13 protein-coding genes are annotated in these 11,968 nt (G+C 70.6%); 5 read left to right on the top strand and 8 right to left on the bottom strand.

Annotated elements, in window-relative coordinates:
* Window positions 1-210 precede the first annotated feature (210 nt).
* Window positions 211-717, bottom strand: a complete 507-nt coding sequence (locus ACZ4N4_RS12070; RefSeq protein WP_467587253.1) for a nitroreductase family deazaflavin-dependent oxidoreductase — start codon at window positions 715-717, stop codon at window positions 211-213.
* Between the two features lie 182 nt (window positions 718-899).
* On the opposite strand from ACZ4N4_RS12070, the gene ACZ4N4_RS12065 reads away from it, so the two are divergent.
* The 3 genes from ACZ4N4_RS12065 (at window position 900) to ACZ4N4_RS12055 (ending at window position 3,479) form a co-directional block, all read left to right on the top strand.
* A complete protein-coding gene (locus ACZ4N4_RS12065; protein WP_467587250.1) occupies window positions 900-1,988 on the top strand; it encodes a PP2C family protein-serine/threonine phosphatase in 1,089 nt (362 codons plus the stop codon).
* Between the two features lie 34 nt (window positions 1,989-2,022).
* Complete coding sequence (locus ACZ4N4_RS12060) at window positions 2,023-2,565, top strand: MarR family winged helix-turn-helix transcriptional regulator (protein WP_467587248.1); 543 nt, start codon at window positions 2,023-2,025, stop codon at window positions 2,563-2,565.
* 209 nt (window positions 2,566-2,774) lie between these two features.
* On the top strand, window positions 2,775-3,479 hold the full coding sequence (locus tag ACZ4N4_RS12055) for a hypothetical protein (RefSeq protein WP_467587245.1): 705 nt from the start codon (window positions 2,775-2,777) through the stop codon (window positions 3,477-3,479).
* 23 nt (window positions 3,480-3,502) lie between these two features.
* On the opposite strand, the gene ACZ4N4_RS12050 is transcribed toward ACZ4N4_RS12055, so the two are convergent.
* From ACZ4N4_RS12050 to ACZ4N4_RS12025, 6 genes are all read right to left on the bottom strand, one after another.
* Window positions 3,503-4,243, bottom strand: coding sequence for a DUF4142 domain-containing protein (locus ACZ4N4_RS12050; protein ID WP_467587243.1), 741 nt, complete (start codon window positions 4,241-4,243; stop codon window positions 3,503-3,505).
* A gap of 114 nt (window positions 4,244-4,357) precedes the next feature.
* A complete protein-coding gene (locus ACZ4N4_RS12045; protein ID WP_467587241.1) occupies window positions 4,358-5,146 on the bottom strand; it encodes a DUF4142 domain-containing protein in 789 nt (262 codons plus the stop codon).
* Window positions 5,147-5,282: 136 nt separating this feature from the next.
* Entirely contained in the window at window positions 5,283-5,549 is a 267-nt protein-coding gene (locus ACZ4N4_RS12040; protein ID WP_362572595.1) for a DUF4396 domain-containing protein, read from the bottom strand.
* A gap of 102 nt (window positions 5,550-5,651) precedes the next feature.
* Window positions 5,652-5,897, bottom strand: a complete 246-nt coding sequence (locus ACZ4N4_RS12035; RefSeq protein WP_362572592.1) for a hypothetical protein — start codon at window positions 5,895-5,897, stop codon at window positions 5,652-5,654.
* 112 nt (window positions 5,898-6,009) lie between these two features.
* Window positions 6,010-7,689: a chloride channel protein gene (locus ACZ4N4_RS12030; protein ID WP_467587708.1), complete on the bottom strand. Its 1,680-nt coding sequence runs from the start codon at window positions 7,687-7,689 to the stop codon at window positions 6,010-6,012.
* Between the two features lie 204 nt (window positions 7,690-7,893).
* The gene (locus ACZ4N4_RS12025; RefSeq protein WP_467587237.1) at window positions 7,894-9,294 is read right to left on the bottom strand and encodes an APC family permease; all 1,401 of its coding nucleotides are present in this window, start codon (window positions 9,292-9,294) and stop codon (window positions 7,894-7,896) included.
* 340 nt (window positions 9,295-9,634) lie between these two features.
* Here ACZ4N4_RS12025 and ACZ4N4_RS12020 point away from each other — a divergent pair, with 340 nt between their 5' ends.
* A complete protein-coding gene (locus ACZ4N4_RS12020) occupies window positions 9,635-10,921 on the top strand; it encodes an FAD-dependent monooxygenase (RefSeq protein ID WP_467587234.1) in 1,287 nt (428 codons plus the stop codon).
* A complete protein-coding gene (locus ACZ4N4_RS12015) occupies window positions 10,922-11,329 on the top strand; it encodes a nuclear transport factor 2 family protein (protein WP_467587231.1) in 408 nt (135 codons plus the stop codon).
* Here ACZ4N4_RS12015 and ACZ4N4_RS12010 read toward each other — a convergent pair.
* Window positions 11,321-11,851 (bottom strand): hypothetical protein, encoded by a 531-nt coding sequence (locus ACZ4N4_RS12010; RefSeq protein ID WP_467587228.1) that lies wholly within the window; start codon window positions 11,849-11,851, stop codon window positions 11,321-11,323. The two genes, ACZ4N4_RS12015 and ACZ4N4_RS12010, sit on opposite strands and share 9 nt — an antisense overlap.
* Window positions 11,852-11,968 lie beyond the last annotated feature (117 nt).

Here is an 11,968-nt window from a genome sequence, read left to right as displayed (position 1 = left end):
GGCGCGGCGTGCCCGTCGGGACAGGCCCGTGGGGCCCCGTCGGCGGCCGGCGCGCCACCCGAGCCCGTCATCCGTGCCGGTCACTCCTGCGCGGGCGCCGGGCGACCCGACCGCCGACTCGGCCCCCCGGGTGCAATATTTGCATGATGCAAAATTCAACGCCAGTACTTTCGAGAAGTTTCCTGTCTCGGGTCACGGTGGGCCTGCGGGTCATGTCGGGCGAAACCCTGGGGCGGCCTCCAGGAGGACGAAGAGGATGCCTCTTCCGGCCTCCCGGTACCCCGCATCGGTGCCGTCCGGTGTGAATCCCATGAAGGCGCAGAGCCGACGGGCGGTCCGGGGGTGGTGACGTGCGTAGCGGGCCATGATCTCGGCGCCTTCGTGCGGTGGGAGGAATCGGGCCGTGACGGCGTGCCGGCGGCTGCCCACCTCGATCAGCGTCTTCGGATCCGCACGCAGATTGCGGTACCAGGCCGCCCTCGGCCCGAAGCCCGACGCGACGGTCCAGCTGCCGCCGGCCCGATCGTGCTCCACCACTTCGAGTACGGCTCGGCGCTGGAGTCCGGTCACTCGGCCCGTGTGATGCAGCAGGAGCAGCCGTTTACCGAAGGCCCAGCCCAGCCCGCAACGGAAGAGCAGTATCGGCAGCCGTGCGGCCAGGCGCCGCCAGCCGACGGGAAGGGCGGGCCGGTCCGGTGGGGTCTGTCTGCCAGGCATGGTCGCCTTCCGGGATCGGGTACGTCGGCCACGGTGACTCTCGGCCTCTCCTGGGTAAAGGGCCGGGAATGGGGCCCGCTTCGATGTGCAAACTCTTGCATAGTCTAAAAACGGGGAGGGGTGCCTGTGCCGGAGATCCTGGAAAGGCGGCTCCTGAGACCGCGGTACCGCTGGAGGGCGTCATGACCGAACACAAGCCGACGTCCCGGTCCGCCGTGCTGTCCTGGATGCCGGTGGCGGTGATGGTTGTCGTGGCCGGGGCGGACCTGGTGTCCGGGCCTGGTGTGGGGTTCCTGCCGCTGGTGTCGCTGGGGCCGGCGTTCTCCGGGCTGGTGGGAGGGTGGCGGCGTACGGCGCTGATCGGGGCGGTGGCTCTGCTGCTGTGTGTGGGTCTCGGGATGTACGACGGGCTGTTCGAGGAGCGCCGTGGGTTCACGGCGATGGCGTCGGTGGCGGGTGTCACCGGGGTGGGTGTCGCGGCCGCGGTGGCGCGTTCGCGCCGGGAGGCGGAGCTCGCGAGTGTGCGGTCGATCGCGGAGGTGGCGCAGCGGGTGCTGCTGCGGCCGGTGCCGCGGACCGCCGGCCCGTTGCAGGCGGCGGTGTCGTACACCTCGGCGGTCGCGGAGGCGCGGATCGGCGGGGATCTGTACGAGGTGGTCGCCTCGCCGCACGGGATCCGGGTGATCGTGGGGGACGTGCAGGGCAAGGGGCTGGCCGCGGTGGAGACGGCGGCCGTGGTGCTCGGCGCCTTTCGGGAGGCGGCCCACGACGAACCCGATCTGGTGGGGCTGGGGGAGCGGCTTGAGCGCAGCGTGGCCCGGGAGCTGGAGGGCGAGAAGTTCGTCACGGCGGTGCTCGCCGAGATCGGCTCCGGTCACGAGGTCGTCTTCCTCAACTTCGGCCACCCGGCGCCGATGGTCGTACGGCAGGACGGCAACGTCGACTTCCCGCAGCCGCCCGCGTACGCGCTTCCCCTCGGGCTGGGCGCCCACGGGGCCGAGGGACCGGAGCCCTATCGGGTGGCCTTCGCGCCCGGCGACCAACTCCTCCTGTACACCGACGGTGTCACCGAGACCCGGGACGCCCAGGGCTCCTTCTATCCCCTCGGTGAGCGGGCCGACCTGCTCAAGGAGCCCGAAGCGGACCAGGCCCTGGAGGTTCTGCGGGAAGACCTGGTCAGACATGCCGACGGGCCGCTCCACGACGACGCCGCGATGCTGCTCCTGCGCTACCACGGTCATGGGGAGGGAAAAACTATTCCCCTCGCGTGAGGGGGCGCCGACTTCGGCACGGTAAAAAGGACCTATGCCGGAGCACGAGACGACCCCAGCGGGGGCCATGGACGATGTCGACGCGGTCACCAGGGCGGTACTGACCGCCTCCCGGCTGCTGGTGGCGGTCTCGGCCCGTTCCCTCGCCGAGGTCGAGGAGCGGGTGACCCTGCCGCAATTCCGGATGCTGGTCGTGCTCGCCACCCGGGGGGCTACCAAGCTGGTGGTGCTCGCCGACCTCCTCCAGGTGGCGCCGTCCACCGCGATGCGCATGGTCGACCGGCTCATCGCGGCCGGGCTCGCCGACCGCCAGACCAACCCCGACAACCGCCGCGAGACCCTGCTGCAGCTCACCGACGAGGGTCGGCGCACCGTCGAGCACGTCACCGCCCGGCGCCGCTCCGAGATCGCGGGGATCGTCGCCCGGCTCGGTCCCACGCAGCGGCTCGCGCTGATCGAGGCTTTGGGCGCCTTCAACCGGGCGGGCGGCGAGCCGCCGGCGACCCCCGCCGCCGACCATCCGGATCCGCACCCGCTCGGCTGGGCTGTGGACGAGGCGATGATCCACGACATGTGACCCGCACGGGTAGGAACCGCAGTGCGCGGCCGACCAGGCCCCGTTTTCGGACACGTCTTTTCCGGATCCCGCTGGTCTTGCATAATGCAAGGGAATTGTGAACACCGGCCACGCGACCCGCTCCGGGGCACGTGCCGTGCGCGTATGTCCGGCCAAGACAGCGCGGCCGCACGGCACGGGCGCCGGAAGTGTGAGGGAGGACGCGGGGGATGGCACTCGTGCGCCGTACGCGTCGGGTTTCGCCGTCCGCCGACTCCCACCTTCTGACGCATCTGCGCGCCGCGGTCTGGGGCCCGGCCGAGTTCGTCGGACTTCCGCCGTGGTGGCTGGTCGGGGAGGGAGTCCTCGCGGGGCTCCTCACCGCCGGGGCCGTCCTCGGCACGACGCTCTACGGCGCCTGGACGGGCCGCCCCTCGCTTGCCGATGGCGAGGGGGGCCTGGCGTGCGCGGCGGCGCTCGCGCTGTATCTCGTATCCGTCGGCGCCGGGCGTGCTCTGGTCGGCATCGTCGCGCTGCTGGGTGTCTGTCTCGCGCTGCACGCTCCGCAGTCCGCGGCCGGCGTGGTGCTGGCGGAGCGCGGACGGGTGCAGTCCGTGACGGTGACCTCGGTCGAGGACGGCTGGGCCACGGACGGCGGGCGGGGCCGGTACCTGTGCTCGGTGCGGGACGCCGACGGTGTCCCGCTCAAGGTCCGGATCTGGCGCGGCTGCGGAGGGACGACCCGCCCCGGGGACGCGATCGCGCTCGTGTACGACCCTGAGGGGCGGGTGCCCCCGCGCGGAGTGGAGGCGGGATCGGGCGGACTGCAGCCGTTGCGTGGCGTGACACCGTGGGTATCCGCTCTCGTCGTCGCCAGCCTGGTCGCGGTCGTCCGCTCCTACCGGCTTTCCCGCCCTGCCGACGCGAAGCGCTGAGGGCCCCCGCGGCCTGCCCTTGATCACCCAGCCGACGGGGTGGGTGTCGGCGAGGCGGTGTTGATACCCAGGTCGGGGCGTGGGGTGAGGATGACGATGGGGGCGCCGGGCTGCGCGGCGGGTGGGGTGAGCTGGTCCTTGGGGACCTTGGGCGGGGTGGTCTGCTGGAAGTTGACCTGGTCGAAGTTGACCACGCCGGTGTTCTCCAGGACGGTGATGTGGTCCAGGACGGTGTCGTTGGCCAGGTCGGCGAGCTGACGCACCAGGGTGTTGGTGGTGCTGGCGCGGATCTTGGCGATGGTCGGGAAGATCTGGCCGTGGGTGACACGCATGATGTTCGCCGCGGTGGAGTCGAACTGTCGGCCGGACTGCGCCGCCGAGGTCGCGACGAACTGTTGCTGTTGCGGGGTCGCCTGGTTGGGCAGCGTGATGTTCAGCATGGGTGCGATCTTGCGGCACAGCTCGTCCAGCCCGGCGTGCCCCACGATCAGGTGCTTGCCCGCCTCCTTCATCTCCGCCGTCGAGCCCTTCTCCAGCGCGAGTTCTCCCAGGGGGTACTCCCACAGCCCTGCCGACCGGACCTTGACGACGAAGTCGCGGTCCCCTTCGGTCAGCGGTCCCCACTGGGTGTTGGCGATGATCCGGGACGGATCGGAGGACGTGGTCTGCACGCCGAGCATGCTCGGGTAGACGAGGGCGGCCAATGTGGCGGTGAGCGCCCCGCCGACGACGAGGGCTCCGATCGTGTTGCGGGCAATGGGCATGATTCCTCCTGGCGCGAGCAAAGCGTTCGTCAAGAGGTACGCGGGAGTCACGCCGACCGATCATTGCGCAAGGTAAAACTTGCACGCTGCCATATAGTGGCCGGTCGGGCCGTGTCATCCCGCGGTCGGCGTCGGGGTGGGGGTCGGGGACGTCGCGGAGGAGCCCTCCGAGGTGACGGCCGGACCCGTCGGCACTCCCTCGGTCGACAGGCCGGGGGGTACCGTGAGGACGACCTGGGGTGCCCCCGCCTGTGGCACCGGCGGCGTCACCTGTGCGGACGGAAGCTTCGGCGGGGTCGTTATCTGGAAGTTGACCTGGTCGAAGTTGACCAGACCGGTCTTCTCCATCTGTGTGATGTGGTCCAGGACCACGTCGTTGGCCTGGTCGGCCAACGCGCGCACGAGGGTGTTCTCGGTCGTGGAGCGGACCTTGGCGATGGTGTTGAAGATCGACCCGTGCGTGACGCGCAGGATGTTGGCGAAGTCGGTGTCGAACTGCTTGCCCGTGTCCGACTGGAACGTCGCGAGAAAGCCCGCCTGCTGTGGTGTCGGCTGGTTGGGGATGGTGATGTTCAGCATGGGGGCGATCTTCCGGCAGCTGGCGTCGAGCGCCGCGTGCCCGATGACCAGGTGCCTTCCGGCTTCCCGTACCGCCGCGGTCGTCCCCTTCTTCATGGCCAGGTCCCCCGAGGGCCCCTCCCAGAGCCCGGCGGAGCGCACGAAGACGACGAAGTTGCGGTCGGACTCGGTGAGTGGCCCCCACTGGGTGTTCGCGAGGATCCGGGACGCGTTCGAGGAGGTGGTCTGGATGCCCAGCATGCTCGGATAGACGAGGGCGGCGAGGGTGGCGGCGAGTGCCCCGCCGACGGTGAGGGATCCGATCGTGTTGCGCGAGATGGGCATGGTGCCTCCTGGTGCGGACCGTCTGGCTGTCCGGATGTACGGAGGCGACAGGGAAAGAAGACCTTTGCGCTAGGTAAAGATTGCATGATGCCATCTAGGTCGAGTGCCGGATCGGGTCCAGTTCGGGCAGGCGCGGTCACATCCGCTCTTTCCGTCCGGCGCGTATGAGCCGGCCGTTGGCGGGCCGGGCCGTGAAGAAGCCCACGATCGTGGCGAGTCGCATCAGTGGCCGGTATGCGGCCGTGGTCTTCGCCAACTCCGGCGCGAAAAGCGCCTCCTGGTAGACGCGCCTGCCCGCCAACAGGTCGATCCGGAACGACGCGATGGAGAACTTGTCGGCCTTCACGGCTTCCCGCAGTCCCTGGGTGACGCCGATGTCGCGCGTGGGGCGATGGTGAAGCACCGGAAACCGATGCCGAGCAGCCAGGCGCGGGCGAAGCCGGTCAGGCACCCCGGCCCGGTGCTTCCAGCCAGTCGGGCGATTGATGATGTGGCCGCATCCTGGTCACGTCTCGTACAGGTGTGCCGTCGCCACCCGTCCCGGCCGCATGATGCGTATCTTGCGGCGCTCGCAGGCAGGGCAGCGGGGTGACTGCAGCGGTGACGGGACGGCCTTGTCGTCGAGGTGGTACGTGGCGATGATCCGCCCCTGGTCGTCCACGGTCACGTCGATGTCGTACGTGGCCTCCCAGCCGTGTCCGCAGTCGAGGCAGGCGAACGAGTAGGAGCGCCGGGTGTGCTCGCTGTGCATGGCACCTCCCTGGAGTGCTGTCACCCTTCGAGGCCCCCGTACCCATTCTTGCACACTGCAAAATAAGGGGTGGCGGGCGCCGGAACCGGGCGGACCGCGTCCGGTCGTCCCCTCAGGCCGTCGTGTGCACAGCGCGCAGCGCGCTCTGGTGGCTGAGCCAGCCCACCGGTTTTCCCTGCTCGGAGTCGAGGACCGGTACGCCGGTCCCAGCGGCCGACAGCAGGGTGTGCAGGGCCTGGGCGAGCGGCTGGTCGGCCACCACGGGCAGGGGTGCCTCGGCGAGCTGTCCGACGCGGGTCGGTGCGTTGTCCGGCTGTTCGGCGAGCGCTTCGGCCACCGCCTGGGCGGTGACGACGCCGACATAGGCCCCTCCGTCGTCGACGACCGGGAGCGCGCCGTGGCCCGAGAGGCTGAGCAGATCGGCGGAGTCCGCGAGCGTCGTCGATGCGGACAGCGGGGACGGCAGGGGTTCCATCACGGCATCCACCCGCTGGGTGCCGATCCGCGCACCGGGGGCGGGTCCCTCCAGGTCGATGCCTCGCCGTCGCAGCTTGAGGGTGTAGATGGTGTCCCGAGTCAGCAGGCGGCTTGCGGCGGTGGCCAGGACGATCGCCAGCATCAGCGGCAGGATGATCGAGTATTCGCCGGTGAGCTCGAAGAGGATCACCACGGCGGTGATCGGTGCCCGTGCGGCGCCGGCGAACACCGCGCCCATGCCGACCAGCGCGTAGGCGCCGACCGCACCGGCCGATCCGGGCAGCAGGTGGTGGACGACTGTGCCGTAGGCGGAGCCGAGCATCGCCCCGATGAACAGGCTGGGTGCGAAGACGCCGCCGGAGCCGCCGATGCCGATCGTCAGGCTGGTCGCCAGCATCTTGCCCACCAGCAACAGCAGCAGGAAGCCGATCGCGTAACCGCCCTCGGTCGCCGTCTGCAGGACCGGGTAGCCGACGCCGTACATCTGCGGCAGGAGCAGGAGTACCAGTCCGAGTGCCAGTCCGCCGACCGCCGGCCGCAGCCACTCGGGGCCGCGCCACAGCCAGTCGCAGGCGTCCTCGACCAGGTACAGGAACCGGGAGAACCCCACCCCGACCACCGCGGCCCCTACCCCGAGCGCCGCGAACAGCCCGTACTGGGCCAGGTGATCCACCCGGAAGCCGGGAAGCCGCAGGAAGGCGGTGTTTCCGAAAGCGGCGCGTCCGATGACGCTCGCGGTGACGCTGGCCAGCACGGTGGCGCCGAAGGCTTCCGCGCTGAAGGTGCCCAGGATCAGCTCCATGGCGAAGAACACCCCGGCCAGCGGTGCGTTGAAGGTGGCCGCGATGCCGCCCGCGGCGCCGCACGCGACCAGCAGTTTCATCCGGCCCTCGGTCACCTTCGCCATACGGCCGAGGGTGGAGCCCAGCGCTGAGCCGATCTGCACGATGGGGCCCTCGCGGCCGACCGAACCGCCCGAGCCGATACACAGGGCGGAGGCGAGCGTCTTGACCACTGCGACCTTGGGGCTGATCCGCCCGCCGCGCTGGGCGACGGCCAGCATCACCTCCGGCACCCCGTGTCCGCGCGCCTCCTTGGCGAACCGGTTCACCAGGGGACCGTAGAACAGGCCGCCCGCTACGGGCGCGAGAAGAACGAAGTACGGGCCGAGCCAGGGCACGTGCGGATTGACCGCGCCGGGGGAGGCCGCGTAGTCCGCATGGCCGGAGAAGAGACGGGTGAACGTTTTGAGGCACCAGCGGAAGACGATCGATCCCGCACCGGCCCCGGCGCCGACCACGACAGCCAGCGCCATCATCACCCAGGGCGCGGTGCGCACCGCAGGAAATCCCAAGGCCGGTCTGGCACCGCTCGTCGTACTGCTGGGCACGTGCTTTCCGCCTGTCGCCGCTCGTATGGCACTCATCGCATCCCCTTCATACCTTTGCATTATGCAAAACGAGTCAAGGGGGTGGTGTCGCGGGTGGTGCCCGAGGCGGCGTATTGCGCCCTGTGAGAGTCAGTCCGCTTCGGCACGGGCCTCGACGTCCTCGATGTCCGTGGGCCGTCCGGCCCGTGTCCACCGGGCGTACAGGGCGCCAGCGACGAGCAGGGTCGCGGCCAGGGAGAGGATGGGCCAGCCGCGCAGCAGGTTCACCGCGAGTGTGAAGGCGACGGCCACGGCGGCGAGGCCGTTCATCCAGGCCAGGGGTGTCTTCCGCTCCCGGTGGGCGAAGCGCACCATGGCGAGCAGGCCGACCAGGAAGCTGACGAAGACGGCGACCGCGTAGAACAGGACGAGTTCCTGTTCCTGGCCTGCCGCCGCGACGATGATCAGTGCTGCGGCGGCCAGGTAGGCCACGACCGACCAGTACGGGGTGTGGTGGCGGTTGGTGCGGCCCAGTACCGGCGGCAGGACACCGGGCCGTTCGGCGGTACCGGACAGGGCCTTCAGCAGTCCGGGTCCGGCCTGGAAGGAGGAGCTGGCCGCTGCGAGCAGCAGCAGCGAGCTGGTCAGCTGGAAGGCGCCGTACAGCCAGCCCGGTCCGGCGGCGGCGTGCGCGATGTCGGCGATCTGGGTGGAGTCGGAGCCGGGGATGCCGATGTGCAGGCGCACGGCGAGGGCGGTCAGGGCCAGGGTGAGACCGCCGACGATGACCAGCAACAGGGCGAGGGTGCCCCGGCCGAAGCGACGGCGGTGGGTGTCGTCGAGCTGGTCGAGCTGGGCGATCGCGGTGGACGGTGCCTCGATGCCGGTGGCCAGCGCCATGGCGACCGGGAAGGCCAGGACCACCGCCAGCGCGGCGGAGCGGCCCGGGTCGGCCGAGGCGGCCGCATGGCCGGCGCCGTGCGGGGACGTGAAGCCCAGGGCGAGAACGGCCACCGAGATCACGACGAAGGCCACGGTCATGACGGCGAACAGCAGCCGCCCGCCGTGCCCGAACCAGGTCAGCCCGGCCACCACCACGAGCAGCAGCAGCGCGAGCGGGATCCGGTACGGGGCCAGGCCGGGGAAGAGGGCGATCACCGCGCTCGCCGCGGCCGCGATCGAGATACCGATGGTCAGCACGAAGTCGACGACCAGGGCACCGATGGGCAGGAACGTCCAGCGGGGGCCGAACGCCCGCCCGGCAGCCGCTGCGGCACCGCCGCCCTTGGGGAAGCGCCGTACCAGCTGCCAGTAGTTGGCGGTGACCAGTACGACGAGCCCGATGACCAGGCTCATCGTCGGAAACAGCAGCGCGAGGTCACCGTGCAGGGCGCGCAGCGCCGCCTCGATCGCGTACGCCACCGACGAGACCGGGTCCGCGATCACCGCGAAGGCGAACGCGAAGAACAGGACGGAACGGCGTGGGCCGCGCCGGCCCGGGGCGAGGGACGGGGCATTCGCGGCGACGGCAGCCGACTTCGAGGGGGTCACGGGAAGACCTTCCTTGACGTCCGTAGTACGCACGACGGACGAGTCACCAGGGACACTTCGCCGACCCGTCTTCCCGGCACACCGCCGTCGACGATACGTCAAAGGGCCATCAGCGTGGCGTCAGGGAATCGTCAAGATCGTGGATCGCCCCGTGAAGCCGGTTGAGGCTGCCCTCCTGGTCGCCGGGTGTCGCGTCGGCGGGTGTGAACCGCCTCGACGCCTTCCGTCGCCCCGCCGGCCGGGCCGTGCCTTCTTGACACCCGAGCTTTGCATAGTGCAAAAGTAGTGGTGGGGTGGGTACACCCCGGTCCTCCCGAAGTGGAAGAGGCGACGCACACCGATGAGAGCAGTGATCTGCGGAGCCGGTATCGCCGGGCTCGCGCTCGCCGGCCGTCTGCACAATGCGCTCGGCTGGGAGGTCGTGGTCCTGGAGAAGGCGCCGGGGCCCCGCACCGAGGGATACATGATCGACTTCTTCGGCTCTGGCTACGACGCCGCAGAGGCCATGGGAGTCCTGCCCTGGCTGGAGGAACTCAGCTATCCGGTCTCCGGGGCCGCCTTCGTCGACGACCAGGGCCGGTGCCGTGCCCACCTCGGCTACGACCGGTTCGCCCGGTCGCTGGACGGGCGTCTGCTGAGCATCATGCGGCCCGACCTCGAACTCGCCCTGCGAGAACGGCTGTCCTTCGCCGTCGGCCTGCGCTTCGGCGTCGGCCCGGCACACATCGACGCCACCGCCTACGGTGTCCGCGTCACCCTCACCGACGGCAGCAGCCTCGACGCGGACCTCCTCGTCGGGGCCGACGGCATCCACTCCACGGTGCGGGCGCTGGCCTTCGGCGACGAACGACGTTACGTACGGCACCTGGGCTACCACACAGCCGCGTTCACCTTCGCCGACCCCGAGGCGCATGCGGAACTCGGTGACCGGTTCTGCCTCACCGACACCGTCGGCAGGCAGATGGGCCTGTACGCACTGCGGGACGGCAAGGTCGCCGCGTTCGCCGTGCACCGAGCCTCCGATCCCCGCAGGCCCGAGGACACCCGGGCCGCTCTGCGCCACGAGTACGGCTCGCTGGGCTGGCTCGTGCCCCGCGCTCTGGCAGGCTGCCCGCCGTCCCCCGAGCTCTACTACGACCAGGTCGCCCAGACCGACCTTCCCTCCTGGAGCCGCGGCCGGATCGTCCTGGTCGGCGACGCCTGCCACGCCGTGTCCCTGCTCGCCGCGCAGGGTGCCTCGCTGGCGATCGCCGGCGCCTACGTCCTCGCCGACCAACTCGCCGGATCCCGCAGTATCGAGGAGGCACTCGCCGGATACGAACGCCTGTGGCGCCCGGCCGTCAACCGCAGGCAACGCTCCGCCCGCAGGACCGCCCGCTGGTTCGTCCCCGCCACCCCCCGGCAACTGCGGCTGCGCCGACTCGCCCTGCGGCTCGCCGACCTCCCAGTGACGGGCAACGTCGCCGGCACGGCACTCGCCGGCAGGCAACGGCCGTATCTGCGTCAACTCGCCGCGGTGCCGGCCTGGTCGAGAACGGCGAAGTCGACAGGATCACGCTCACGTCCGGCCAAGTCGACGCGGATGGCTCGGAGTTCCGGGGAGCAGACCCAGCGGCCGGAGAGTTAGATGCCGTCAAGCACCGGGCCCGGCCCGAGCCTCGTCACCGCCCGCCTGCGCCAAGCCCTGGAAACCGCTGACTGTCCGCTGCTGGCCGATCTCCTGCACCCGAACGTGCACTGGAGTCCTCCCGATGGAGGCGAGACCGGCTGCCACACCCGCTCCCACGTGCTGAGCCGATTTTCCCGCTTGCACGCGCTCGGACTGCGGGCGAGCGCCGAGGAGACCTTCACCTATCCGATGGCCGCCGTCCTCGGGCTGCGGATTCTCGGCACGGTGCCGCCGGCCGACCCACAGAGCGTGGGCTACCACGTCTTCGGCGTCACCGGCGGCCTGATCACACGGATCACCGGCTACACGGACCGCGCCCAGGCGCTGGAGGCGGCCTTCGCCGGGACCGCCGGCAGGTCAGGCTGAGGAGACCCGGGCCTGGAACCGGATCAGTCCGGCCACGCCGAACTGAAGGACCACCGGCAGTGTGTGTCGCGCGCTGATGCCGCGCACGTGATGCAGCAGGACGCGCGGTCCGTCCGTGGCGCCGAACGTGACGCTGGTCCCGCTCGTCACCAGGATTCCGGCGGTGGAGAGTGATCCGTCGCCCTCGGCGGACTTCCCTCCGACGAGCTCCCCGCGTCTGCCGTCGGGGGCGGCGACCATGCCGAGGTGTTCGGGGACGCCGTCGTCGTTCCGGACGGTCATGGCGAGCGAGCCGTCACCGAAGCGGTCGAGACGCGCGACGGCGCCCGTGACCGTCAGGTCGACCTCGCCGGCAACGACCACATGAACGCTGCCGGGAGCGGCCGTACCGCCGGTGCTCGGGGAAGCGGTGTCGGCAGTGTGGGCGGAGGAGTTGCCCGCGCAGCCCGTGGTCGCAATGGCGAGCGCCACGTACAGGGATGCGACGAGAAGGGTGCGGCTAGGCGATGATGGGCCTGTCATCTTTGCAGTATGCCAATATTGGCTCGGGAGGCGGCCGCTGCCTCGGCTGTCCGAGCGGGATACCGGAATGCGGCCCTCGGGGCAGAAGGCGCACAGGCCGCCGGCGGCGCGGACACC

Source organism: Streptomyces sp. NPDC026538, assembly GCF_055567535.1.
This window is presented reverse-complemented; position numbering and strand designations above follow the sequence as displayed.